17 protein-coding genes are annotated in these 25,685 nt (G+C 67.4%); 6 read left to right on the top strand and 11 right to left on the bottom strand.

The annotated features are described in order from the left end of the window. The 3 genes from fdhF to BM115_RS20055 form a co-directional block, all read right to left on the bottom strand. Positions 1–2,877 (bottom strand): formate dehydrogenase subunit alpha, encoded by a 2,877-nt coding sequence (gene fdhF, locus BM115_RS20065; protein ID WP_092298125.1) that lies wholly within the window; start codon positions 2,875–2,877, stop codon positions 1–3. Between the two features lie 80 nt (positions 2,878–2,957). Then, positions 2,958–4,514, bottom strand: a complete 1,557-nt coding sequence (locus tag BM115_RS20060; RefSeq protein WP_092298122.1) for a formate dehydrogenase beta subunit — start codon at positions 4,512–4,514, stop codon at positions 2,958–2,960. After that, positions 4,511–5,005: a formate dehydrogenase subunit gamma gene (locus BM115_RS20055; RefSeq protein ID WP_092298119.1), complete on the bottom strand. Its 495-nt coding sequence runs from the start codon at positions 5,003–5,005 to the stop codon at positions 4,511–4,513. Before BM115_RS20055 ends, BM115_RS20060 begins: the two co-directional genes overlap by 4 nt. A gap of 145 nt (positions 5,006–5,150) precedes the next feature. On the opposite strand from BM115_RS20055, the gene BM115_RS20050 reads away from it, so the two are divergent. After that, positions 5,151–6,251: a helix-turn-helix transcriptional regulator gene (locus BM115_RS20050; RefSeq protein WP_092298116.1), complete on the top strand. Its 1,101-nt coding sequence runs from the start codon at positions 5,151–5,153 to the stop codon at positions 6,249–6,251. Between the two features lie 43 nt (positions 6,252–6,294). Here the strand turns inward: BM115_RS20050 and BM115_RS20045 are convergent, their stop codons facing one another. The 3 genes from BM115_RS20045 to BM115_RS20035 form a co-directional block, all read right to left on the bottom strand. After that, positions 6,295–8,019, bottom strand: a complete 1,725-nt coding sequence (locus tag BM115_RS20045) for a M30 family zinc metallopeptidase (RefSeq protein ID WP_092298113.1) — start codon at positions 8,017–8,019, stop codon at positions 6,295–6,297. 146 nt (positions 8,020–8,165) lie between these two features. Then, a complete protein-coding gene (gene ppk2 / locus BM115_RS20040) occupies positions 8,166–9,116 on the bottom strand; it encodes a polyphosphate kinase 2 (protein ID WP_092298110.1) in 951 nt (316 codons plus the stop codon). Between the two features lie 88 nt (positions 9,117–9,204). Further along, positions 9,205–10,254, bottom strand: coding sequence for a transporter (locus BM115_RS20035; RefSeq protein WP_092298439.1), 1,050 nt, complete (start codon positions 10,252–10,254; stop codon positions 9,205–9,207). A 178-nt stretch (positions 10,255–10,432) separates the two neighbouring features. Here BM115_RS20035 and BM115_RS20030 point away from each other — a divergent pair, with 178 nt between their 5' ends. The 4 genes from BM115_RS20030 (at position 10,433) to BM115_RS20015 (ending at position 14,332) form a co-directional block, all read left to right on the top strand. Then, the gene (locus BM115_RS20030; RefSeq protein WP_092298107.1) at positions 10,433–10,681 is read left to right on the top strand and encodes a hypothetical protein; all 249 of its coding nucleotides are present in this window, start codon (positions 10,433–10,435) and stop codon (positions 10,679–10,681) included. 126 nt (positions 10,682–10,807) lie between these two features. Continuing rightward, a complete protein-coding gene (locus BM115_RS20025; protein ID WP_092298104.1) occupies positions 10,808–11,092 on the top strand; it encodes a hypothetical protein in 285 nt (94 codons plus the stop codon). A 101-nt stretch (positions 11,093–11,193) separates the two neighbouring features. Continuing rightward, on the top strand, positions 11,194–11,865 hold the full coding sequence (locus tag BM115_RS20020) for a DsbA family oxidoreductase (RefSeq protein ID WP_092298101.1): 672 nt from the start codon (positions 11,194–11,196) through the stop codon (positions 11,863–11,865). Between the two features lie 502 nt (positions 11,866–12,367). Next, the gene (locus tag BM115_RS20015; protein ID WP_218158048.1) at positions 12,368–14,332 is read left to right on the top strand and encodes a di-heme oxidoreductase family protein; all 1,965 of its coding nucleotides are present in this window, start codon (positions 12,368–12,370) and stop codon (positions 14,330–14,332) included. Between the two features lie 78 nt (positions 14,333–14,410). On the opposite strand, the gene BM115_RS20010 is transcribed toward BM115_RS20015, so the two are convergent. After that, complete coding sequence (locus tag BM115_RS20010; protein ID WP_218158047.1) at positions 14,411–19,930, bottom strand: trifunctional serine/threonine-protein kinase/ATP-binding protein/sensor histidine kinase; 5,520 nt, start codon at positions 19,928–19,930, stop codon at positions 14,411–14,413. Between the two features lie 153 nt (positions 19,931–20,083). After that, positions 20,084–21,106: a LysR family transcriptional regulator gene (locus tag BM115_RS20005; protein WP_092298092.1), complete on the bottom strand. Its 1,023-nt coding sequence runs from the start codon at positions 21,104–21,106 to the stop codon at positions 20,084–20,086. 325 nt (positions 21,107–21,431) lie between these two features. On the opposite strand from BM115_RS20005, the gene BM115_RS20000 reads away from it, so the two are divergent. After that, positions 21,432–21,788 carry a response regulator transcription factor gene (locus tag BM115_RS20000; RefSeq protein ID WP_369823513.1) on the top strand — a complete coding sequence of 119 codons (357 nt, stop codon included), beginning with the start codon at positions 21,432–21,434 and terminating at the stop codon, positions 21,786–21,788. 29 nt (positions 21,789–21,817) lie between these two features. Here BM115_RS20000 and BM115_RS19995 read toward each other — a convergent pair whose 3' ends face one another. The 3 genes from BM115_RS19995 to xseA form a co-directional block, all read right to left on the bottom strand. Beyond that, positions 21,818–22,492 carry a response regulator transcription factor gene (locus BM115_RS19995; RefSeq protein ID WP_092298086.1) on the bottom strand — a complete coding sequence of 225 codons (675 nt, stop codon included), beginning with the start codon at positions 22,490–22,492 and terminating at the stop codon, positions 21,818–21,820. A gap of 176 nt (positions 22,493–22,668) precedes the next feature. Then, complete coding sequence (locus BM115_RS19990) at positions 22,669–23,247, bottom strand: superoxide dismutase (protein WP_092298083.1); 579 nt, start codon at positions 23,245–23,247, stop codon at positions 22,669–22,671. Between the two features lie 181 nt (positions 23,248–23,428). After that, complete coding sequence (xseA, locus tag BM115_RS19985; protein ID WP_092298080.1) at positions 23,429–24,823, bottom strand: exodeoxyribonuclease VII large subunit; 1,395 nt, start codon at positions 24,821–24,823, stop codon at positions 23,429–23,431. Between the last annotated feature and the right edge of the window lie 862 nt (positions 24,824–25,685).

Below are 25,685 nucleotides of genomic sequence, written 5' to 3'. Positions count from 1 at the left end.
CTACTCCGCCGACGCCTGCACCGGCTCGCTGGCCGCGCGCAGGTGCGCCAGCTGCTCGCGGTTGAACGCCTCGTACTCGCGCTGCCAGGACGACGGCTGCGCCACCGGCATCACCTGCACCGCCGTCACCTTGTACTCGGGGCAGTTGGTGGCCCAGTCCGAGTTGTCCGTGGTGATCACGTTGGCGCCGGACTCGGGGAAGTGGAACGTGGTGTACACCACGCCCGGCTGCATCCGCTCGCTGACGATGGCGCGCAGCACCGTCTCGCCCGCGCGGCTCTGCACGCCCACCCAGTCGTCGTCCTTGATGCCACGCTCCTCGGCATCGTGCGGATGGATCTCCAGCCGGTCCTCGTCGTGCCAGTGCACGTTGTGGGTGCGCCGCGTCTGGGCGCCCACGTTGTATTGCGACAGGATGCGCCCCGTGGTCAGGATCAGCGGGTATTTGCGATTGACGCGCTCGTCGGTCGCCACGTACTTGGTGATGATGAACTTGCCCTTGCCGCGCACGAAGGCATCGACGTGCATGGTCGGCGTGCCGGTCGGCGCGTCGGCGTTGCACGGCCACTGGATGCTGCCCAGCGCGTCGAGCTTCTGGTAGCTCACGCCCGAGAAGGTCGGCGTGAGCCGCGCGATCTCGTCCATGATCTCGGACGGATGGTTGTAGTGCATCGGGTAGCCAAGCGCGTTGGCCAGCAGGATGGTGGCCTCCCAGTCAGCATAACCGCCCTTCGGGGGCATGACCTTGCGCACGCGCGAGATACGGCGCTCCGCGTTGGTGAACGTGCCGTCCTTCTCCAGGAACGACGAACCCGGCAGGAACACGTGGGCGTACTTGGCGGTCTCGTTCAGGAAGATGTCCTGCACGACGATGCATTCCATCGACGACAGCGCCTCGGACACGTGTTGCGTGTTCGGGTCCGACTGCACGATGTCCTCGCCCTGGCAGTACAGCCCCTTGAACGAACCGGTCAGCGCCGCCTCGAACATGTTCGGGATGCGCAGGCCCGGCTCCGGGTTGATCTCGACATTCCAGGCGGCCTCGAAGGCGCCGCGCACCGTCGAATCGGACACATGGCGATAGCCCGGCAGTTCATGCGGGAAGGAGCCGATGTCGCACGAACCCTGCACGTTGTTCTGCCCGCGCAGCGGGTTCACGCCCACGCCTTCGCGGCCGATGTTGCCGGTGGCCATGGCGAGGTTGGCGATGCCCATCACCGTGGTCGAGCCCTGCGCGTGCTCGGTCACGCCGAGCCCGTAGTAGATCGCCGCATTGCCGCCCGTGGCGTAGAGGCGGGCAGCGCCGCGCAGCGTCCCGGCCGGGACGCCGGTCACGGCTTCCATGGCCTCGGGCGAGTTCTCGGGCAGCGCCACGAAGTCGCGCCACTGCTGGAACGCGCGATCCTCGCAACGCTCGGCGATGAACGCCTCGGCCAGCAGCCCTTCGGTGACGATGACGTGCGCCATCGACGTGACCAGCGCCACGTTGGTGCCCGGGCGCAGTTGCAGGTGGAAGTCGGCGCGGATGTGCGGCGAATCGACCAGGTCGATGCGGCGCGGATCGGCCACGATCAGCCTGGCGCCGGCGCGCAGGCGCTTCTTCATGCGCGAGGCGAACACCGGGTGGCCGTCGGTCGGATTGGCGCCGATGACCATGATCACATCAGCCTTGGCCACCGAGCGGAAGGTCTGCGTGCCGGCGGACTCGCCCAGCGTGGTCTTCAGGCCATAGCCGGTGGGCGAGTGGCAAACCCGGGCGCAGGTATCGACGTTGTTATTGCCGAAGGCCGCGCGCACGAGCTTCTGCACCAGATAGCCTTCCTCGTTGGTGCAGCGCGACGAGACGATACCGCCGATCGAATCCTTGCCGTGCTCGGCCTGGATACGCTTGAACTGCGAGGCCGCGTAGCCGATGGCTTCCTCCCACGACACTTCGCGCCACGGGTCGGTGATCTTCGCCCGGATCATCGGCTTGAGGATGCGGTCCTTGTGCGTGGCGTATCCCCAGGCGAAGCGGCCCTTCACGCAGGCGTGGCCCTCGTTGGCCTGGCCGTCCTTGTACGGCACCATGCGCACGACCTCGTTGCCCTTCATCTCGGCCTTGAACGAGCAGCCCACGCCGCAATAGGCGCAGGTGGTCACGGTGCTGTGCGATGCCTGCCCCAGCTTGATGACCGACGTCTCGGTCAGCGTGGCCGTCGGGCAGGCCTGCACGCAGGCGCCGCAGGACACGCAGTCAGACTCCATGAACGACTGGCTCGTGCCGGCCGCAACGCGGGACTCGAAGCCGCGCCCGCTGATGGTCAGCGCGAAGGTGCCCTGGGTTTCCTCGCAGGCGCGCACGCAGCGGTTGCAGACGATGCACTTCGAGGCATCGTAGGTGAAATACGGGTTCGATTCGTCCTTGGTCAGCGCCGTGTGCGTGGCCACCGGCACCGCGCTGGCGCCGTCGTTGTAGCGCACCTCGCGCAGGCCGACCACACCGGCCATGTCCTGCAATTCGCAGTTGCCGTTGGTCGGGCAGGTCAGGCAGTCGAGCGGATGATCGGAAATATAGAGTTCCATCACGCCGCGCCGCAGGTCGCCGAGCTTGTCGCTCTGGGTGCGGACCTTCATGCCCGCCTCCACCGGCGTGGTGCACGAGGCCGGATAGCCGCGCCGCCCCTCGATCTCCACCAGGCAGAGCCGGCACGAGCCGAAGGACTTCAGCGAATCGGTGGCGCACAGCTTGGGTACGCCCACACCGGCCTCGGCCGCCGCCCGCATCACCGAGGTGCCGGCCGGCACCGTGACGGCCACGCCGTCAATTTCCAGCGTCACCTGCGTCTCGGACAGGCTGGCCGGGGTTCCAAAATCGAAATCGTCGCGTGCGTTCAAGGGATGTCTCCCGTCAAACTTCGTAGGGCTGCGCGCCCCTGAGGGGCGCGTCGTTCTTTGATCTGGCTCGGTGATCCGGCTCAGGCGGCCTTGGCGGACTTCGGCGCGAGGCCGAAATCCTCCGGAAACTCGTTCAGCGCGGAAAGCACCGGGTACGGCGTCATGCCACCCATCGCGCAGAGCGAGCCGTTGAGCATGGTGTCGCAGAGGTCGCGCACCAGCGCCACCTGCTTCACCGGCTGCTCGCCGGCAATGATCCGGTCGATGACCTCCACGCCGCGCGTGGAGCCGATGCGGCACGGCGTGCACTTGCCGCAGGACTCGATCGCGCAGAACTCCATGGCGTAGCGGGCCATTTTGGCCATGTCCACGGTCTCGTCGAACACGACAATGCCGCCGTGGCCGACCACCGCGCCGAAGGCGGCGAAGGCCTCGTAGTCCATCGGCGTGTCGAAGCGCGACTCGGGCAGGTAGGCGCCCAGCGGCCCGCCGACCTGCACCGCGCGGATGGCCCGGCCGCTGCGCGTGCCGCCGCCGTAGTCCACCAGCAGTTCACGCAGCGTGATGCCGAACGCCTTCTCCACCAGCCCGCCTTGCAGGACGTTGCCGGCCAGCTGGAACGGCAGCGTGCCGCGCGAGCGGCCCATGCCGAAGTCCCGGTAGAACGTGGCGCCGCGCGCCAGGATCACCGGCACCGTGGCCAGCGAGATCACGTTGTTGATGACGGTGGGCTTGCCGAACAGCCCTTCGATGGCCGGCAGCGGCGGCTTGGCGCGCACCACGCCGCGCTTGCCTTCCAGGCTCTCCAGCAGCGCCGTTTCCTCGCCGCAGACATAGGCGCCAGCGCCCTTGCGCACTTCCAGATGGAAGCGCCGGCCGCTGCCGCGAATGTCATCGCCCAGCCAGCCGGCCCGCGTGGCCAGGGCGATGGCCGCCTCGGTCACGGCAATCGCGTGCGGGTATTCGGAGCGGGTATAGATATAGCCGCGCTCGGCGCCGACGGCGAGGCCGGCGATCGTCATGCCTTCGATCAGCATGAACGGATCGTCCTCCATGACCATGCGGTCGGAGAAGGTGCCGGAGTCGCCCTCGTCGGCATTGCAGACGATGTACTTGATGTCCGACGCCGCGCCCAGCACGGTCTTCCACTTGATGCCGGTGGGAAACGCGGCGCCGCCCCGGCCGCGCAGGCCCGAGTCGGTGACTTCCTGGACGATCTGGGCCGGCGCCATGGCCAGCGCGCGGATCAGCCCCGCGTAGCCCTCATGGGCGATGTAGTCGTCGAGCGAGAGCGGATCGGTGATGCCCACCCGCGCGAAGGTCAGCCGCTCCTGCTTCTTCAGGAACGGGATCTCGTCGGTCAGGCCGTGGGCCAGCGCGTGCGCGCCGCCGGTCAGGAAGTCGGCGTCGAACAGGCCGGGCACATCGCTGGCGGCCACCGGCCCGTAGGCCACGCGGCCCGCGTCGGTCTGCACCTCGACCAGCGGCTCAAGCCAGAACAGGCCGCGCGAGCCATTGCGCACGATGCGCACGTCCGCGCCGCGCTTGGCGGCTTCCTGTTCGATGGCGCGCGCCACATCGTCGGCGCCGAGGGCCAGCGCGGTGGAGTCGCGCGGGACGAAGATCGTCGTGCTCATGCCTGGACCTCCGCCTCGGTAGCCTCGGTAGCTTCAGGCAGTGCCGCCACCAGCGCGTCGAAGCGCTTCGCATCGACGCGTCCGTGGAGCTGTTCGCCGATCAGCATCGCCGGGCCGCATGCGCACTGGCCCAGGCAGTAGACCGGCTCCAGCGTGAAGCGGCCATCGGCCGTGGTCTCGTGGAAGCCGCAGCCCAGCGCCCGGCTGGCGTGCGCAGCAAGCGCGTCGGCGCCCACGGACTGGCACGCCTCGGCGCGGCAGACCTGCACCACGTGCCGGCCCGCCGGCTGCTCGCGGAAATGGTGATAGAACGTGATCACGCCGTGTACTTCGGCGCGCGAGAGATTCAACGCCTTGGCGATGACCGGCACCGCATCGGCGGGAATGAAGCCGTGGCTGTCCTGAATCTCGTGCAGGATGGGCAGCAGCGCGCCCGGCATGTTGCGCCGGGCATCGACGATGCGCGTAATGGAATTGGGGATGTCCGGCATGGTTGTCTCCGTGCTTGTCATCGTTCTGGCCCCGGGACCACATAGGCTATTTATTTCATATTCCGGGGTTTCGCAGCTGGCTCTTTGGGCCTTTTCGCGACTATAAGCCCGTGATTTCTGGCGTTCAATATGCTATTTTCTGCATATGCTACGTATCTCGATCGAGCCCCATCTCCAGATCCGCGACGACGCCGCCCCCGATGCCGCGCGGGCCGCGCCCAGCCTTGATGTGTCACGGCTGGTGGCCCTGCTTGGCCATATCGAGGCCACCGGCAACATCGCCCAGTCGGCCGAGGCCTTGTCGTTGTCTTACCGCTACGCCTGGGGCATCCTGCGCGACGCCGAAACGCTGTTCGGCGGCGCCCTGATCGCCAAGACACGTGGACGGGGCTCCACCCTGACGCCGATGGCCCAGCAGTTGGTGTGGGCCAGCAAGCGCATCGCGGCGCGGCTCTCGCCCACGCTGGACAGCCTGGCGTCCGAACTGGAAATCGAACTGAAGAAGCTGATGGATGCCACCGACCCGGCCGTGCGGCTCTACGCCAGCCACGGTTTCGCGGTGGCGGCGCTGCGCGACTATCTCGACGAACAGAAGGTGCGGCACGACCTGAAGTACTGCGGCAGCCTGGAAGCCGCGGCGGCGCTGGCCGAGGGTGCGTGCGACGTGGCCGGCTTTCATGTGCCGATTGGGGCACTCGAACAGGATACCCTGCACCGCTTCGCCGCCTGGCTGCGGCCCGAGACGCATTGCCTGATCCATCTCGCCGTGCGCTCCCAGGGTCTCTTTGTGCGGCCCGGCAACCCGCTTGGCGTGGAAACGCTGGAAGACCTGGTCCGGCCGGACGTGCGATTCGTGAACCGGCAGGTCGGCTCGGGCACGCGGCTGCTGCTGGAGCTGATGCTGGCGCGGCGCGGTATCGACCCGAACCGGATCGAGGGCTTCAGCAATGGGGAGTTCACGCACGCGGCGGTGGCGGCCTATATCGGCAGCGGCATGGCCGATGTGGGCTTCGGCGTGGAGACGGCAGCGCGCCGCTTCGGGCTCGAATTCGTGCCCGTGCTCAAGGAGCGCTATTTCTTTGCGATCGGAAAGGCGGCGCTGCACAGTCCGGCGCTGGCTGGCGCGGTGTCGGCCATGCGCAGCGCGGCCTACCGTGAACGCGTCAACGCGCTGCCGGGCTACGACGGCGCGCTGACGGGAACCGTGCTGACCTTCGAAGAGGCGTTCCCGGGCATCCCGCTATAAGTCATAGGGGATGCCGGGAAGCGATCGGACCCGGCAGGACCGATCAGTAGGCCACGACGGACAGCGTCACGCCGGCCGGCAGGCGCACCTTGTCGCTGTAGACGCCATTGGTGGCCGTGCGCTTCAGCGGCAGCGTGCCGAGGCCCTGCAGGAAGGTCGGCACCGACGCCGGCAGCTTGCGCAGCGCGGCATTGGCGGTGGAGGCCGGGTCGATCTCCGGCAGCTCGAAGGTGCCGTCGGTCCAGCGCGGATAGCCGTAGCCGGTCGGCGCCTTGTCCGCCGGCATGCCGCTGCCGTTGGTCGCCGCCCAGCGCGTCAGCGCCAGGTTGAAGGACAGGCCCGGCTGGGCCGCCTGGATCGCCTGGTCGAGCACCGTCTTGGAGCCCACCACCTGGCGCGTCAGCAGATCCTTATAGAAGGGCAGCCCGAGCTGGCGGTCCAGGAAGCCGCCGAAGCTGCCGGAGACCGAGTAGCTCTCGCACGTGCCGCCGCCCGTGAAGGTCAGCAGCGGGCAGTTGAAGCCGCTGTAGCGGTAGAAGTCCGGGAAGCGCACATCGCGGATCGCGTTGTAGGTCGGGTCGATGCTGTAGCTGAGGAAGTCCTCCATCTGCATCGCCGTCATTTCCTCGAGCCAGTCGTCGTAGGCGTAGGCGGTGCCCATCTTCACGGCGCGGCGGTAGAAGTTCTGCATGTGCGTCCCTTCGTGCGCCATGGTCATCTTCATCGCCTTCATGCCGGTGGCGCCGCCCAGGGCCAGCGTCTCGCTGTCCAGGTACAGCGAAATCGACTCGTTGCTGCGCGAATCCGCGGTCTTCAGCAGGTTGTGCAGGCCCCAGAAGTAGCCCACGGTGCCGCCCGGGGCGCCGTTGCCGTCGAAATTCAGGATGACGATGTCGATCGGCTGGCCGGCGGGCAGCACGGTGTCCGGATGCGTGTTTGCGCCCCAGACCGCGCCGCCGATGCCCGTCAGCAGGTCATAGATCTTGCCCGTGCCGGCGAAGGCGGCGCCCAGGTCGTCGACGATGGTCGAGTCGATGCCGTTGACGACGTTGTACTGGGAGTCTTCCACCCAGACGTTGACGAGGGTGCCGTGGGTGGCGGTCATCTGCTTGCGCAGCGTGGCCGGGCGCGTGGAGCCGTCGGTGTGGTACCAGGACTTCGTCGAACCCACGCCCGGCACGGCGACGGCATGTGGCGCCGGCACGCCCAGCGTCTGGCGCAGCGGTTGCGCGGCGGCAACCTTCTCGGCCCAGCCGGTGCGGTTGAATTCGGCGATCTCGCGGCGGCGGGCTTCGGCCTCGGCGTCAGCGGTCAGGGCCTGGGGCGACAGGCGGGTCACCGTGGTGGCATCGAGCATGCTGGCGGAGAGCCCGGCCGGCATCAGCGCCAGGGTGTCCTTCACGTTGGTCAGCAGCAGCGAGATCGAGGTGCCGAGCAGGCCCGAGATCGAAAACTGCACGTCTTCGGAGGTGCCGCCGGCGTTGGTGTGGCCCCAGATGCCGGTGCCCGCGCCCGAGAAGGTGGCGCTGGTGGCGGCGCTGCATTGGACGCCGCTGCAGGCCTGGTCGAGGCCGGTCACCAGCAGCGGCTGCGTCGGGACTACGGGCGTGTTGGTGTCGCCGGCCTGCTGCTGCGTCGTGGTGGTAGTGGCGGCATTGTCACCGCCGCCGCCGCAGGCGGTGAGCGCAAGCGCCGCCAGGACGGTCAGCGCGGGGAGGCCGCGCGAAAACAGGGACAGATCAGAACCACGCACAGCAAGGCGACGCATCAGGACACTCCCAAGAAATAGGTGAGCCCCCGGCAGGGTGCCGGGGCGCGTCCTGTCTTAACGGCGGGCGTCACCCGTGCTTTAGGGATTTGTCAGAATTTGTCGCGTTCTGTCGATTTTGCTGCTTTGGGGTCAGATCTGGCGGATCAGTAGACCTCCGGCACGATCATCGAGTCCGGCACCGGCTGGCGCGTGTAGTCGGCATGGCGCTCGCGCTCGGGCAGCACGATGACCGGCTGCGACGGCTCCACGTACGGCATCTGCGTCAGCAGGTGGCGGATGCAGTTCAGCCGCGCGCGCTTCTTGTCCACGGCCTGCACGATCCACCACGGCGCCTCCGGAATATGGGTGCGCTCGAGCATGGTCTCCTTGGCCCGGGTGTAGTCTTCCCAGCGGCGGCGGGACTCCAGGTCCATCGGGCTCAGCTTCCACTGCTTGAGCGGATCGTGGATGCGGCTCAGGAAGCGCAGGTGCTGCTCCTCGTCCGAGATCGAGAACCAGTACTTGACGACCTGGATGCCCGAGCGCACGAGCATGCGCTCGAACTCCGGCACCGAGCGGAAGAACTCCTCGTACTGGTCGTCGGTACAGAAGCCCATCACGCGCTCCACGCCGGCGCGGTTGTACCAGCTGCGGTCGAACAGCACCATCTCGCCGGCGGCCGGCAGGTGCGACACATAGCGCTGGAAATACCACTGCGTGCGCTCGCGGTCGTTGGGCGCCGGCAGCGCGGCCACCCGGCACACGCGCGGGTTCAACCGCTGCGTGATGCGCTTGATCACCCCGCCCTTGCCGGCGGCGTCGCGGCCCTCGAACAGGATCACCACCTTGTGACCGGTGGCCACCACCCAGCTCTGGAGCTTCACCAGTTCGCCCTGCAGGCGGAACAGTTCGCGGAAGTACATGTGACGTTCCGCGCGCTCAGCGTCGCTGTCGGGCACGTCCGAAGTATCGCCAGGCCCGCCCGATTCGCGCGCCAGCAGGCTCTGGATCACCGAAGGATCCCGGTCCTCGAGCTCCAGTTCCAGTTCCTCGTCGTAGTAGTCCGCCACCTCGCGGTGGATGCGCCGGATCAGCGCTTCGTCGTTGTAATCCATGGCAAATCCTCCGTCATGTCCTGCATCGGCTATGGCGAAATATCGTACGCCTGACCCATGGCAATTGCATGAATGTGGGTGGTGCAGGTCACTCCGCCTGCTTCCGGAACGCCCATCGCCCGGCCAGCACCGAGAAGCTGCCCACCACCGCCACCAGCACCCAGAAGCCGTGCGGGTGGTCGGCCAGCGGAATGCCGCCCACGTTCATGCCGAAGAAGCCGGCCACGATGTTGATCGGCAGCGCCAGCACGGTCACCAGCGTCAGCGTGAACAGCGTGCGGTTGGTCTGCTCGTTGAGCTTGGCGGCGATTTCTTCCTGCAGCAGCTTGATCCGCTCCACCAGCGCGGCGAGGTCGTCGAGCACGAGCGAGAATTCCTCGGTCGACTCGCGCAGCGCCTGCAGGTCGGCCTCGCGCAGCCACGCCGGCGGGCGGTTCAGCAGCCGAAACAGCGCGCCGGGCTCGGGCGCCAGCAGGCGCTGCAGCCGCACCAGCCCGCGCCGCATGGCGCCCAGGTCGGCACGGTTGCCCTGCAGCCGCTGGGACAGCAGGCGGTCCTCGATCTGGTCCACACTGACCCCGGTTTCACGCACGATCTGTACCAGCACATCGGCCTGATCGCGCAACAGGTGCACGACGAGATCCAGCGGCGAGCGGAAGTCCTCGCCCCGGCGCACGGCGGCGCGCAGCTTGTCCACGGAGCGCAGCGGGCGTGCCCGGGCGGTCACCAGCAGGCGGTGGTCGGCGTTGGCCCAGAGGGTGGAGATGTCGGTCGAGGTCACCCCGAAGTTGTAGATCACGTCGTTGACCACGGCCAGCAGCGCGTCTTCCTGGCGCTCGATGCGCGTGGAGTGCGACCCCTGCCGCAGCGCCTCGAAGAAATCGTCGGGCAGGCCGAGGTGCATCTTCATCCAGCGCTCGCAGGCGCTGTGCGACAGGTTGAAATGCAGCCACAGGAACGGCCCGTCATGGGGACGCGCCTGGGAGGGATCGGCGTCCGCCGCATCCTGGCGCTGTAACCAGGCTACTGCCTCGGCGGATGGAATCTCGCGCGGCGGCTGCCCCGGCTCGAACAGGAACCCGTTGACGAGCCCCACCGGATCGGAACCATAGCCGGATTCGACAATGCCGGATTGCATGAAACCCCCTGTCCCTTCGTCGATGATCGACACGATGTGCGCCAGCGCGCGACGCTAGCACAACAGCGTGAAAAGTCGGTGACAGACCCCCCATCCCGCGCGAATCCGAACGCGCCGAATGCACTATAACTAACCCATCACCACAAAACCGGGCGCCCGACGCCCACCAGGAGGGGACATGTCGAGACAGATCAAGAACAAGGCCGAAGTCCGCGCGATGATCCGCGCCGAGCAGGAAATGCTCCCGGCCTGCAAGGGATGCTGCTTCGGCGACGTCTGCTGGAATGCGCCCGATGGCGACGGCTGCAACTGGAGCGTCTCGAAGATGGAAGGCGAGAGCGGCGCGGCCTGCAGCGAGGCGCTGGCGCCGAAGATCCGCGCGCTGCAGGCGCAGTTCAATATCGCCGAGGAATCGCCGCGTGGGTGAGGCCCGGCAGCCATAAAGCGCGCCCGGGGCATCTTTCGGAAAGCCACGTGAAATAAACCCGGGGCGCGCCTGTTTTGGTGTGGAATTGCGCGTACAGTGGGCCCATCCACTTTCCCGGAGGCGGCCATGGACACATCACCGAGCGCCAGCTACAAAGGGTACGACATCTACCCGCTGGTCTACACACATGCCGCGACGCACGAATGGTACGAACGCCGCCCGGACCGCACCTACAGTGCCTCCGTGGTGATCTGCCGTGAAGGGACCGATCCGGTATCGGCCCTGGTCCGGGTCTTCCCGATGCTCGCCCGCCAGTGGGACAGCCTCGGCGGCGCACGCCGCGCGGCGGTACAGGCCGGCACTGAAATCATCGACGGGCAAGTGCCCGGGCAGTCAATCTCAGGGCTCTAGCCCTTCCCTCCCCCTTACGCTTAGTACCCGCCGCCTGCAAGGGGCGGCGAATCGGGCTACCCTGTCGGTCATCGCTTTTTTGCGCGCCGAACAGGATTGCCATGACCCAAGCCCAGCCCCTCCGCATCGACTTCGTTTCCGACATCGCCTGCCCCTGGTGCGCGATCGGCCTGTCCTCGCTCCAGGTCGCACTCTCCCGCCTGGGCGACGCCGTGGCGGCCGAGATCGTCGTCCATCCGTTCGAACTGAACCCGCAGATGGGGCCCGAGGGCGAGGACATCGTCGGCTACATCAGCAAGAAGTACGGCCGCACGCCAGCGCAGATCGCCGAGACCCAGACGATGATCCGCGCGCGCGGCGCCGAGGTGGGCTTCACCTTCGGCCCGCGCGAGTGGGTCTACAACACCTTCGACGCCCATCGCCTGCTCGAATGGGCGGGCCAGCAGGCGCCGGCCAAGCAGCTGGCGCTGAAGGAAGCCCTGCTGCGCGCCTATCACGGCGAGGGCAAGGACCCGAGCAGCCACGCCGTGCTGGTGGAAGCGGCACAGTCGGCCGGGCTCGACGTCGCCGCGGCACGCGCCGTGTTGGACAGCGACGACTTTGTCGAGGAAGTCCGCGCCGAGGAGCAGCAGTCCCAGGCCATGGGTATCACGTCCGTGCCGTCGATTATTTTCGACAACCGCTACCTCGTCACGGGCGGCCAGGCGCCCGAGGCATTCGAGCAGGCCATCCGGCAAATCCTTGCCGAGCGCGGCGAAGCGGCCTCCGCCTGATCTCCCTGTCCTCTTTAGGTACACGCTTATCGCGTTGGCGGTGTGACGCCAACGCGACACCCCTCTACGTCGCCCACACTTTCCCGTTCACATTTGCTAACTTTCACCCCCATTAAGTAGGGGCAGCCCTGCGCATGCATCATGCGACCAGGGCGCCGGGCCATGTCGATACATGACATTTGTCATGTACCTGTCATGAACCCAGCGACAAATACGAGCGGCACCGAAGAGTGACCGCCGGCAGTAACGGGAAGCTGTTCAACAAAAACGAAGGGGTCAAACCATGCAGGTCCTTACATCACGCCCTCGGCCGGGGCGCGACGGGCATCGCGCCACGTCTCGCCTATCGCGCCTAACGAGCCTATCCGCCGCCCTATCGGTCTGTGTTGCCGCCACCCTGCTGCTGGCCGCCTGCGGCGGCGGCGGTGACAGCGCGCCGCCCGCGAGTACGCCAGCCGGCGACACCCTCGGGTACACGCCGCTGTTCCCGGCAGGCACGCCGATGAACGAGCAGATCCAGTACCGTGAAGCCGACGGCACGCTGGTCACGATGATGGGCTCGCGCCCGACCGAGCGCCACGCGCGCGAGCGCGGCGAGGCGTGGGACGCCCCCGATGCGGGCCCGGGCCGCTACCTGACCTTCCCGACCTTCTACTTCCAGAACCGCACCTTCGGCCTGGAAATCCACGACCACGTGCCGGCCGGCATCTCGCGCGTGGACGTGTACCTGCGCGTCAACCAGGGCATCTTCGACGGCACCACGTTCAGCCTGTTCCGCAATATCCTGGACACCACCGTGCGCGACTACGGCTGGTCGCTGAACTACGGCTTCAACAATCCGAAACAGGGCGGCCTGCCGATCTGTAGCGAGGGCCAGCCGAAGGAGGACTGCATGATGTCCTTCGACTCGAACTGGCGGACCGATCCGCACAGCCCGCTCAAGATCGGCGACAAGGTCGAACTGGCGCCGGCGCCGCGCCTCAAGCGCGACCCGGTGGTGGACGGCGGCGGCAGCCGCTACTACTCGTTCGAGCAGCTCTACGTGGTGGGCGTGGGCATGCGCCCGTGGTACGGCATCGCCCCGAACCTCGACTCGGAACCGCTGCCCGAAGAGACGCTGCTCGGCGGCCAGGCCAGCATCTCGTACAACTACTCCGAGGAGCCGATGCGCGTGTTCCAGCAGATGGCGAACAACATCGGCATCGTCAACACGCAGCGTTTCGTGGAAGGCCGCCGGCTGTTCCACACCTCGTTCCTCGACGGCAAGCACTCGGAGCACGACGCCGACAACCCGGTCTTCACGGCCCACATCGGCCAGCTCGGCCCGCGCTACAACCAGCCGCGCTGTATCGAGTGCCATACCAACAACGGCCGCAGCGTGGCCGCCGGCATCGGGGCGAAGCTCGACACCATGTCGATGCTGACCAACGGCGCCGATGGCCGCGCCGACCCGGCCTACGGCTACAACGTGCAGCAGCACGCCCAGGACCCGACGGCGACGCCGTTCGACGTCACGCTCCAGGCGCTCGACAAAACCGTGCGCACGCTGCCTGACGGCGAGCGCGTGGAACTGGTGAAGCCGGTGTTCGCCTTCAAGGGTCCCACGCCCGCGCAGTTCTCCGCGCGCCAGGCGCCGCAGGTGATCGGCATGGGCCTGATCGAGGCGCTGCCCGAGGCCACCATCCTGGCCCAGGCCGACCCGAACGACGCCAACGGCGACGGCGTGCGCGGCATCCCGAACTGGATCGTCGATCCGGAAACCGGCAAGACGCACCTCGGCCGCTTTGGCTGGAAGGCGTCGAAGGCCAGCCTGCGCCATCAGGTGGGCGATGCGCTGATCAAGGACATGGGCGTGACCTCGCCGACGTTCCCGACGCGCGGCTGCCAGCGCGGCGCGCCGGACTGCCGCACCACCTCGGCGGCCACCTCGGTCTCCGAGGGCGAACTGCAACGGCTCACGCACTACCTGTCGCTGATCGGCGTGCCGGCCCAGCGCAGCCTGCGCAGCGGCTTCCCGGACGGCATCCGCGTGTCGCCCGAGCATGACGTGGACCCGCCCCTGATCGCACGCGGCGCCGCGCTGTTCAACCAGGTCCGCTGCGTGGCCTGCCACACGGCGACGATGAAGACCGGCAACACGCACCCGTTCGCCGAGCTGCGCAACCAGACCATCCACCCGTACTCGGACCTGCTGCTGCACGACATGGGCCCGAACCTGGCCGACTCGCTGCGGGAAGCCAACGCCGCGCCGAACCTGTGGCGTACCGCGCCGCTGTGGGGCGTTGGCTCGCTGCGCTTCGTACAGGGCGGCGACGCGAACGTGCGCCTGCTGCACGACGGCCGCGCGCGCTCGATGCTGGAAGCCATCCTCTGGCACGGCGGCGAGGCCGACAGCAGCCGCACGCAGTTCGAAGCGCTGCCCAAGGCCGACCGCGACGCGGTGGTCGCGTTCCTGCAGTCGCTGTGATGTCGATGTAGTACCAAGCGTTGAAAAGAAAACCGGGGCCTTGTGCCCCGGTTTTTGCTTTCCTCCAAGCCAGTCTGGCTAATCCGTCTGCCGCGCCGGCACCGTGAACTGGACCACCGCCCCGCGCGGGGTGTTGGGGCTGGCCCAGAGCCGGCCGCCGTGTCCGTCGATGATCGACCGGCAGATCGACAACCCCATCCCCAGCCCGGTTTCCTTGGTGGTGTAGAACGGGGCGAACACGCGCTCGACGCTGTCGGCGCTGTCGGCGCTGTCGGCGCCGAAACCGGGCCCCGAGTCGCACACGGCCACGCTCACGCAGCCGTCCTCGGCGGGCGCGGTGCGGATCACCAGGTGCCGGCCGCCATCGCTGACGCCGCCCATCGCCTCCAGCGCATTGACGATCAGGTTGAGCAGCACTTGTTGCAGTTCGACACGATCTCCCTCGATGTGCGGCAAGCCGTCCGCCAGCGCCGTCTCCACCGTGGCAAGGCCCTTGGCGGCTTCGCCACGGGTCAGCTCCACCACCTCGCGGATCGCCGCGTTCATGTCGACCGGCTCCTTGCGGGGCGGCGATTTCTTGATCAACTGGCGGATGCGCCCGAGCACATCGCCCGCCCGGTTGGCGTCCTTGACGATGCGGGTCAGCGCCTCCCCCACCTCGTCGACATTGGGCGGCCGGCCCCCCAGCCAGCGCAGCGCGGCCTGCGCGTTGGTCACCGTCGCCGCAATCGGCTGGTTCACCTCGTGCGCGATCGACGCCGCCAGCTGCCCCATGGTCGCCACCCGGTTGGCGTGCGCCAGCTCGGTCTGCACCTCGCGGTAGCGCCGCTCGCCCTCGCGCACGCGCTCCTCGGCCTGCTTGCGCTCGGTCAGGTCGAGCACGAACGCCACGCCCTCCTGCCGGCCGTCGCCGAACGAGGCCAGGCCGACGATGACCGGCACCCGCGTGCCATCCTTGCGGATGTATTCCTTCTCGAACGGCGTGGCGTGCCCGGAGCGCTCGCTCTCGGCCAGCGCCAGCTCGCTCTCCGCGCGGATCTCCGGCGGGGTCAGGTCGCGCCAGCGCACCCGGCCGGAGATCAGATCCTCGCGCGCGTAGCCCACCATGCGCAGGAAGGCGTCATTGGCTTCCAGCACCTCGCCGGCCACGTTCCAGACGATGATGCCGATGATATTGGCCTCCACCAGCCGCCGGATCTTGGCCTCCCGCTCGGCCACGTCGCGGTACAGCCGGGCGTTCTCCAGCGAGATGGCGGCCTGCGACGCCACCAGCTTCAGCACCGCGATCCGCGTCGGACTGAACGCGCGCGCGGTGAGATTGTTCTCCAGATAGAGCGCGCCGGTCAGCCGCGCCTGGTTCATCAGCGGCAGGCACAGGATCGAGCGGGCGCGATGCTGGCGCACATAGGGGTCGGTGGCGAACGGCGAGTCGGCCGACGCATCGTCCAGCACCACGCTCTCCCGCGTGCGCAGCACGTGGAACAGCAGCGACTCGGGCAGCATTTCCGCGCTGACCGGGACGTCGCGCAACTGGAGCTGGGGCGCGTCCGTGCCAGTGGTGGCTTCCGCCGCCACCCGGTGCGCACCCGCGCCGGACAGCACCAGCAGGCCGCGTTCGGCGCCGGCCTGCTCGATGGCCGTGCGCATGACCATGTCGATCAGGTTTTCCAGCACGATGTCGCCCGAGGCGGCCTGAGACACCTTGAGAACCGTCGCCAGGTCGAGATGCTCCACCGGCGTGGCGATGGTGGTCGTCGGGCCCGGCGCGGGATCTTCGGTGCGCAGATACGGATACTCGGCCTCCAACTGCCGCACCTTGCCGTCGGCGCCCCAGCGCAGGTAGCCATAGCGCGCGTCATGCAGGTAGATCCGGGCGATCCTCTCCAGCCCGCGCGCCGCGTAGAAGCGCGCGGCCAGTTCGTTGGCGAGCGCCTCGATGTGCACGAAGCCGCTCGCCTGCGCCGCGTCGATGGCCCGCTCGTAGCCATGCTCGGCGTCCACCAGACGGCCTTCAAGCCGGGCGATCTCGGCGCCGACCAGCGTCGCGCGGTCCGCGAAGTTCTCCGGGCAGTGCTCGGCCCAGTGCGCGAGCTGCCCGTGATGTGCGGCCAGCGCGTCAAGATGCGGCTGGCGGCCGTCGGCCGGCGCGCTGTCACAGGTGGCGGCCTCGGCCAGCGCGGCGTAGAAGTGGTATTCCGCCTCCTCGAAGAATGAGGACGAGGTCGAGAGCAGCACCTGCGCACGCGCGGCCGCGGCCATGGCGGTGACGTAGTCGCCGCACAGGTAGCGCGACTGGAGCTTCCGGGTCCAGTACCAGCACTCGGCCAACACAAGGTCCGGGCTGGCCGCCAGATGCTGTTCGACGCGCGCCTCGTCGAATGGATCGCCGTCCAGGCTGCCGAAGACCGGCGTCAGGCCGCGCAGCATCCGCACCAGCGCCAGTTGCGTGCCGATAAAGTCGGTCACCAGCCCGAAGCGCACCTTTTCGGCGTAGGCCAGCCCGCGCTCGGCCTCCGCCTGCACCTCGGCCAGCGGCTCGCCCGCGAACAGCATGTCCGAGTTGCGGGCGTTGCCCGCGAAGGCGCCGTACGGCAGGTCGCCGATCCGGTTCGCCGCCGCAAACGCGCGGCGCAGCATCGGCTCGCACTCGCGCACCGGCCGCAGCCAGCGCATGACGAAGATCGAGAAACAGAGGAAGGTCTTGGCCTCGAAGCGCGTGAGGCCGCGCCGGTCCACCAGTTCGCAGCCCAGCTGGCCGAAGCGGAAGCCGGCCTGATAGTCGCCAAAACGCCGCCCGGCCACCCGGCCGACATTGGCGTAGAGCACGCAGGACGCATCGCAGTTACCCCGCTCGATGCTGAGGCTGACTGCCTTGCAGATGGTCAGGCCGGCCAGGTTGGCATCGGTCTGCACGGCCGGCGCGAACAGCTTGCTCAGCGCCTCCACGGTGCCCAGCGACGCCGCGTCGTCCATCAGCGGCAGGTCGATCAGGTCCTCGATGGCGCGGTCCCCGAGGTGGGTCCAGATCTCGTCGTACTCGCGTCGGACCGCGTCGTCGTCCGGGTGGGGCGTCCATTCGATGCCGACCTGCCGCAGGTACTCCAGGCACACCGCCACCGCGCGGTCGCTCTGGTCGAGCACGAGGCAGATGTCCATCTGGAGGCAGGCGATCAGGGCCTTCTCGACTGTGGTGGTGGCGCGCGCCGTCAGCGCGCCCAGGCGCGCGTCCGCGATATCCAGCTGGCCAGTCAGGAACTCGCATTCCACCCGGTGCTGCTCCAGCGCGAAGCGCAGCGCATGCCGATTCGCCCAGCCCCCGTCGCCCAGCAGCTCCGCGCCGGTGCTCAGGTAAGCCAGCGCCGAGGCATAGGCCGTGGAGGCCTTGGCGCGCTGCCCGGCCATCAGGTTCAGTTCCGCCAGACGCTCGCGTTCGGCCGGCTCGGTGATCAGCGCCGCGCCGCGATTGAGCTGGCCGGCGATTTCGAAGATGGCCTCGTCGAGCATCTCCGGCGGCGTCTGCGCCGCCAGCATCCGGCCCACGCGCAGGTGGGCGGCGGGGCGCGACGCTTCCGGCGTCAGCAGGTAGGCGGCCTCGTGCACGCGGTCATGCGCGAAGGCATAGGCGCCGTCGGCGCGTTCGACCAGTTCCTGGCGGAAGGCCTCCCACAGCGCCGCGTGGACCTGCGCCTCCGGCACGCCCAGCACGGTGGTCAAGGTCGTCATCTCGGCCACGTTGCCGAGGCAGGCCAGCTGCTGCAACGCCTGCTGGGTCTCGGCCGGCAAGCGGGCCAGCTTGCCGACCATCAGGTCCACCACGTTGTCGGTGTAGCCCTTGGCGTGGATGCGGTCGGGGTCCCAGGTCCACTGCCGCGCGTCGTGGTCGAAGGTCAGCAGGTTCTCCTCGACCAGTGCCTGCAGGAACTGGATCACGAAGAACGGGTTGCCGGCGGTCTTGTCCTCCACCAGCTCTGCCAGCGGGGCGATGCGCGCCCGCTCGCAATGGAGCGAATCGGCAAACAGCTGCTCGATGTGGGCGCGGCTCAGCGGCGCCAGCTTGATGTCCTCGACCTTGACCCCGGCATTGCGGATGGCCAGCAGCTTGCCGGTCAGCGGATGGGTGGCATCGACCTCGTTGTCCCGGTAGGCGCCCACCAGCATCAGGTGGCGCAGGTCGGAGCGGACCAGCACGTCCTCGATCAGGTCGAGCGTGGCGGCGTCCAGCCACTGGAGGTCATCGAGAAACAGCGCCAGCGGATGCTCCGGCTGGGCAAACACGCCGATAAAGCGCCGGAACACCAGCAGGAAGCGTTGCTGGGCCTGCTGCGGCTCCATGTCCGGCACCGGTTCCGGCTCGCCGATGATCAGCTTCAGCTCGGGAATCAGGTCCGTCACCAGCCGCGCGTTGGACTCCAGCGCCTCCAGCAGTGCGCCGCGCCAGCGCGCCAGTTCGGCATCGGGCTTGCCGAGCAGCGTGCGGACCAGGCTCTGGAACGCCTGCACCAGCGTCGAGTACGGGATATCGCGCTTGTACTGGTCGAACTTGCCGGCGGCGAACAGCCCGCGCGGCGGCACCAGCACCCGGTGCAACTCGTTGACCACCGAGGACTTGCCGATGCCCGAGTAACCGGACACCAGTACCAGTTCCGGCGTGCTCGTCCGGATGATGCGCGAGAAGGCCGAGAGCATGGTATCGACCTCATGCTCGCGCCCGTACAGCTTCTCGGGGATCATCAGGCGGTCGCGCGTGCCGTGTTCGTCGAGCGGAAAATCCTCGATGCGGCGCTGGCGCTCCCAGTCTTCCAGGCAGCGCCGCAGGTCGTGCTCGACCCCGGCGGCGGTCTGGTAGCGCTCCTCGGCCGTCTTGGCGAGCAGCTTCATGACGATGCGGGACAGCGCGGCCGGCACGGTGTCCACGCGCAGCCGGGGCGACTGCGGCATCCGGGCGATATGGCAGTGCACCCACTCCATGGCGTCCGTCGCCGCGAACGGCAGCGCGCCGGTCAGCATTTCGTAGAGGGTGATGCCGAAGGCGTAGAGGTCGCAGCGCGAGTCGATCGACCGGTTCATCCGCCCGGTCTGCTCGGGCGCCATATAGGCCAGCGTGCCGGCGATGGTCTCGGGCGGCTCCGGGGCCTGGCGCTCGCGCGGCAGGCGCGAGGCGAGGCCGAAGCCGGTCAGCCGGGCCTGGCCGTCGGCGCAGTTCACGAGGATATGGGTGGGCTTGAGGTCCTTGTGGACCAGGCCGCGCTGGTGCAGCTTGCAGAGCGCCAGCGCGATGCTGGTGGCGTGGCGCAGGAAGGTGCCGGTTTCCATCGGCGTGCCCAGCATCGTCGAGAGCGGCTCGCCGCCCGGATCGTCGAGCATCAGCACGGTTCGTCCGCCGTCGCGCGACAACTCCAGCGGGCGCAGGGCCCAGGCGTCGTCCAGTTCGTCCCGGAGGGCGAACTCGTGCGCGAGGCGGTCGAGCGTGGCGGGCAAAGGGTGTTCCGCGGCCGGGCGTGCCAGCAGCACGGCATGGCCGTCGCCCTCGCCCGGAAGCCGGTCTCGGCAGAACACGCGTTCGCCGTCGTCCCACAGGACGTGCAATCTGTTACCCATTGGTGCCGAGACCCGATATTGATCTGCGTCAGCATATACCAAGGCGAACGCGCCGCCATGAAACGTGCGTGATCGGGCACAGCAAGGTCAATGGGCATAAGTTGGGGAGCGGGGCCCGCAGTCGCCTGATATGACTTATTCGGCGCTTTTTCTTCAGGCCGCCATCCGCTCCGGCACGGCTTCGCTTTCGGCCACCTGAAGCAGGTCGAGCGCGCGGATCTGGTCGGTCATGAAATCGACGAACGCCCGGATGCGCGTGGGCAGGTGCTGGCGGCACAGGTAGCTGATGTAGTGGCCGCGGTCGCTCGGCACATGTTGGCGCAGGGCCATGACCAGTTCCCCGCGCGCGAGGTAGTCCTTCACCTGGTGCGCCGGCATCTGGGCGATGCCCCGGCCATCGCGCACGGCCTGGAGCACGAGGTCGGCGTCGTTGAAGGTCAGCCGGGCAGTCGGCAGCACCTTGCGCAGCTGGCCGTCCACCTTGAATTCCCACTCGGCCACCCGCCCGCTGGTGAAGCGCTGGTTGATGCAGTCGTGCTCGCCCAGTTCGTCCAGCGTGGCTGGCAGGCCCCGCTTCTGGACATAGGCCGGCGCGGCGCAGACCACCATCTGCATCGGAATGAGCTGTTTGGCGATGATGCTGGAGTCGTCGATATAGCCGTCGCGGAACGCCACGTCGACCTGATCGGCGGCGAAATTGGCGGGCCGGTCATCGAGCAGCAGTTCCACCGAGATGTCCGGGTAGGCCTCGGAGAACTTGAGCAGCAGCGGCGCCACCACATTGCGGCCGAAGCCCACGGTGGAGCAGACGCGCAGCATGCCCTGCGGCGGGCCGTTGCGCAGGTCCAGCATGTCGTTCATGGCGCCGACGATCTGGGTCACGCCGAGGTTGCAGTTCTCGAAGAAGCGCTCGCCCTCGCGGGTCAGGTTCGTGGTACGCGTGGTGCGGAGGAACAGGCGGGTACTTAGCTGCTCTTCCAGTTTCTGCACACTCCGGGAAACCGCCGAACGGCCGATGCCCAGTCGCTCCCCGGCGCGCACGAAGCTGCCCTCCGTGGCCACCGCCATGAACGCGATGATGCCGGCGTAGCTGGTGGAGAAGCAGCTGGACAGCGCGTCGGCGCGATTGGGCGTGCCCACACGAAAACCACACTGAGATGACACCGTCTGATGCATTTGATGGCCCCCCTATCAAGCGTGCCGGCAGTCTGCGGAGTGCACTGCGCACTTCGCACCGGCCATGACAGAAGGTTACGTGCCGGGGGGCCGTAAAACTATTCTGCACAGGGGTAGCGGGAGGTCCTACCTAGGATGCGCGAAGTCATACTGGGGTATTACCTGAGGGCCGCCAGGCGACGCGTAATACGTTTGTATAATGCTCCGCCGCAGGCATGCGCGCTACGCTGGAAACGTCTACACATTCACGCGATAGGTGCACGCCTGTCGCGTGCCATATCCATCCCCAAGGGTCGAGGTCGGTCTTTTGCCTTCTGATCAGATAGTGTCGATTGTCGACGATGAAGAGGCCGTTCGCCTCGCGACGGAGAGCCTGGTGCGCTCGTTCGGCAGGCAGACACGCCTGTTTGCCTCGGCGGAGGAGTTCCTGCAATCGGGCCTGCTCGCCGTCACCGCCTGCCTGATCTCCGACGTGATGATGCCCGGCATGTCCGGTGTGGCGATGCATGAACGCATCCTGTCGCTCGGCTATACGCCGCCGACGATCTTCATCACTGCGTTCCCCACCGCAGACCTCAAGGCCCGCGCGGCCGAGAACGGCGCGCTGGCCGTGCTCGACAAGCCGGTGGACCCCGACGCCATCGCCCACTGGCTCAGCGTGGCGCTGGACCTGCCATCGTAGATCGACGAATGCCGGAAGGTGGCGTCCGCTCAGGCCGGCTTGCGCGGCTGCGGCTGGACGCCCAGTGACTCGGCCTTGCGGACCAGATCGGCCACCGAGCGCGCGGCCATCTTCTTCATGACCCGGCCACGGTGGATCTTCACGGTGACTTCCGTGAGATCCATCTCATAGGCGATCTGCTTGTTCATCAGGCCGGCCACCACGAACACCAGCACCTCGCGCTCGCGCGGGGTCAGCGATTCGTAGGCCGTGCGCAGACCCGCCACCGACTGCTCGGCGGCCAGCCGCTCGCCGTCACGGGCCAGGGCGTTGGCCACTGCGTCCAGCATGTCCTGGTCGCGGAACGGCTTGGCGAAGAAATCGACCGCGCCGGCCTTCATCGCCTTCACCGTCATCGCAATATCGCCATAACCGGTCATGAACACGATCGGCATGCGCACGCCACTCTTGGCAATCTGCTCCTGGAACGCGAGGCCGCTCTCGCCGCGCAGGCGGACATCGAGAATCAGGCAGCTCGGCGCATCATGCTTGGGAAACGCCAGGAATTCCTGCGACGACTCGAAAGTCTCCACGCGCAGGCCGGTGGAGCGCAGCAGGCCGCTCAGGGCGAGCCGGACCGCCTCGTCGTCATCGACCACGTAGACCACTCGCTCCTTGCTGTCCTGCGGGCTTTTGGCCAACGTCGTTTGCGACCACGAACTCATCTCGCCTCCTGGGGGGTTACTGCGTCGATCACCTTCGCTATTGTGGCTATTGTAGGTGATTTACTATGTGCAGGCGCTGCCGCACCACCGCCGGGCGCGGACACGAAAAAGGCCCCGTTCCGGGGCCTTTCCCTACCGCCTTCGTGACGAATTTGTCACGCTTGCGGAACCTGGATTCAGGCGAAGTTCTGCGACGCGAAGTCCCAGTTCACCACGTTCCAGAATGCCTCCACGTACTTCGGACGGGCATTGCGGTAGTCGATGTAGTAGGCGTGTTCCCACACGTCGCAGGTCAGCAGCGGCTTGGCGTCGGTGGTCAGCGGCGTGGCGGCGTTGGAGGTGGAGACCAGGTCCAGCGAACCGTCGGTCTTCTTCACCAGCCAGGCCCAGCCGGAGCCGAACGTGCCCACGGCGGTCTTGGTGAACTCTTCCTTAAACTTGTCGAACGAGCCCCACTTGGCGTTGATGGCATCTGCCAGCGCGCCGGTCGGCTGGCCGCCGCCGTTGGGCTTCATCGAATCCCAGTAGAACGTGTGGTTCCACACCTGGGCGGCGTTGTTGAAGATGCCGCCCGACGACTTCTTGACGATGGCTTCCAGCGTGTCGTTCTCGAACTCGGTACCCTTGATCAGGTTGTTCAGGTTCGTGACGTAGGTCTGGTGGTGCTTGTCATGATGGAACTCCAGGGTCTCCTTGGAGACGTGCGGAGCCAGGGCATCATGCGCGTAGGGGAGCGGGGGGAGCTTGTGTTCCATTGTTCTGTCTCTTGGTTTGGGGTGGGGAGTTGCCGATTGTAGGTGACTTGCCAGACCCGCGCAAACGCGGGCGGAATGCCCCCTGGACTCATGTTAGTTTGCGCGGAAGACAATGTCGGGTCGATTGAGAATCAGTCCCATCACGGCTTCAGAACGACTTCAGAACGACTTCAGAACGACTTCAGAACGCCGCCAGCTTGGCCTGCACCCCGGCGATTTCCAGGTCCGCCACGCCATCGGCCAGATGCGCCTCCACCACGCTGCCCGCGCGCAATTCGGCCGGCGAGCGCAGCGCCTTGCCACGCTGATCCAGCAGTACCGCATAGCCGCGTTCCAGCGTGCGCTGCGGCGCCAGCAATTCCAGCGCGCCGGCCACGCGGCCCAGCCGCTGGCTTTCGCGCTCGTGGCGGCGCACGGCGGCGGCGTCCAGGCGCGCGGCCAGCCGGCCCAAATCGGCCTGTGCGGCCGCCACGTCGGGGCGGCACGCGCGCCAGCGCATCGCCAATACGTCCTGCCGGTGGCGCTGCGCGGACACCGTATCGCGCAGGGCTGCACGCAAGTGCCGGGCCAGATTGTCGACCCGCGCGCGCCGCTCCTGCAGTTGCGCCTGCGGGCTGCGCAGCCGCCGCGCCAGCCATTCCAGGTGCTGCGCGCGGCGTTCCATCTGCCGGTCCAGGCTTTGCGCCAGCGCATCGCGCGCGCGGCGAACCGCCTGCAGCAGATGCGCGCGGTCCGCGCTGACCAGTTCCGCCGCGCCCGTGGGCGTGGGGGCGCGCACATCGGCGACGAAATCGGCAATCGTGAAATCGGTCTCGTGGCCCACGCCGGACACCACCGGCACGGCGCTGCGCGCAATCGCGTGCGCCACCACTTCCTCGTTGAACGACCAGAGATCCTCGATGCTGCCGCCGCCCCGGCACAGGATCAGCACGTCGCATTCGCGCCGCGCACTGGCGATATCGAGCATGGCGGCGATCTTCTCGGCCGCGCCGGCGCCCTGCACTGGCACTGGATAGACGATGACCGGCACATGTGGCGCGCGCCGCTGGAGCGTAGTCAGCACGTCGCGCATCGCTGCCGCCTGTAGCGACGTCACCACGCCAATCGTGCGGGCGTGGCTCGGAATTGGTCGTTTGCGTTCGGGAGCGAACAGACCGGCCTGGGCAAGTTTTTCCTTGAGGCGCAGGAAAGCCTCGTAAAGATTGCCCATGCCGGCGCGGCGCATGGCCTCCACGCCCAGTTGCAGCTCGCCGCGCGCCTCGTACATCGACACCAGCGCGCGCACTTCCACCGCCTCGCCTTCGCGCGGGGCGAAATCCACGTGCTGGTTGCGCCCCCGGAACATCACGCAGCGGATCTGCGCGCGGGCGTCCTTGAGCGAGAAATACCAGTGACCGCTCGCCGCGCGCGTGAAGTTCGAGATTTCTCCGCGCACCCAGGCCAGCGGGAAGCTGCGCTCGAGCACGCCGGCAATCGCATGGTTCAGCTCACTGACGGGAATGACCTCCCGGGTCCGCGCGGACACGGCGGGCATCGCGGGCGGCAGGTTGCGCGGAACATTCTCAAAGTCGGGCATGGCGCACGGCCGCACAGGCGGCGTGGAATGGACATGTCCACAGCATACCCGCTGTGTCAAGTGGTACACCCCGGGCCGCGCCGATCGCTCGGATTGCCGCATCCATCCGTACAACCCTTTGATTCTTATGAGGAATCGGGTCGGACCAAAAAACAGGCAATGTAAGAGAAAACCTTACGCGTCAACCACTTACGGCCAGCGGCCGCATCTTGTTCACAAAGTTATCCACAGAAGTTCTGGATAATCGATTTGTCAAGCGTTTTGCCTGTGGAGAACTTCCGCCGATGCGCGGCGCTTGCGCTACAGCAACGGCTGGCGAGTTGCGATGTCGATCCCCGCTCACCGGGCACCGCAGTGCACCAAAAGTGCCTGATTTTTCAGCAATCGAACGGAAGTCCATATCGATCAATGACTTAACCCGCTTGTCCGGCGCTTATCCACAAGCGGTCCACAGTACTGTCCTGCTTTCATGTGGAAAGCGGTCGACTTTTTCCGGACAGGCGGCGCGAAGGGCCCCTTCGGCCACCTTCCTGCGCCCTTTCGCTCCCTTTGGCTCATTTGCCCGTTTTTTAGGCAGGGCACGGTTCCCCGTTATGGATCAACGGCTTAGGCGGCTTCTCAGAACGCTGTCCACAGCGGGTCCACAGTCCTGTCCCGCGCCACTGTGGACAGCGCTGGCGGTCGGACTCCGGCACCTGCGCCGCCAGGCCGCATCGCGCACCCGCCGCGTTTGCCTGTTTTTTGGGCAACGCCATGGACACCCTTTCCAATCAAGGGCTTAGCCCGCTTTTCAGGCAGCTTTCCACAACCCGTCCACAGCACTGTCCCGCACCAATGTGGAAAGCCGCACAGACAGCCACGC

It is taken from the genome of Cupriavidus sp. OV096 (assembly GCF_900115455.1).
Lineage (GTDB): Bacteria > Pseudomonadota > Gammaproteobacteria > Burkholderiales > Burkholderiaceae > Cupriavidus.
The sequence above is the reverse complement of the archived record's forward strand: the minus strand, read 5'-3'. Positions and strand labels throughout refer to the sequence as shown.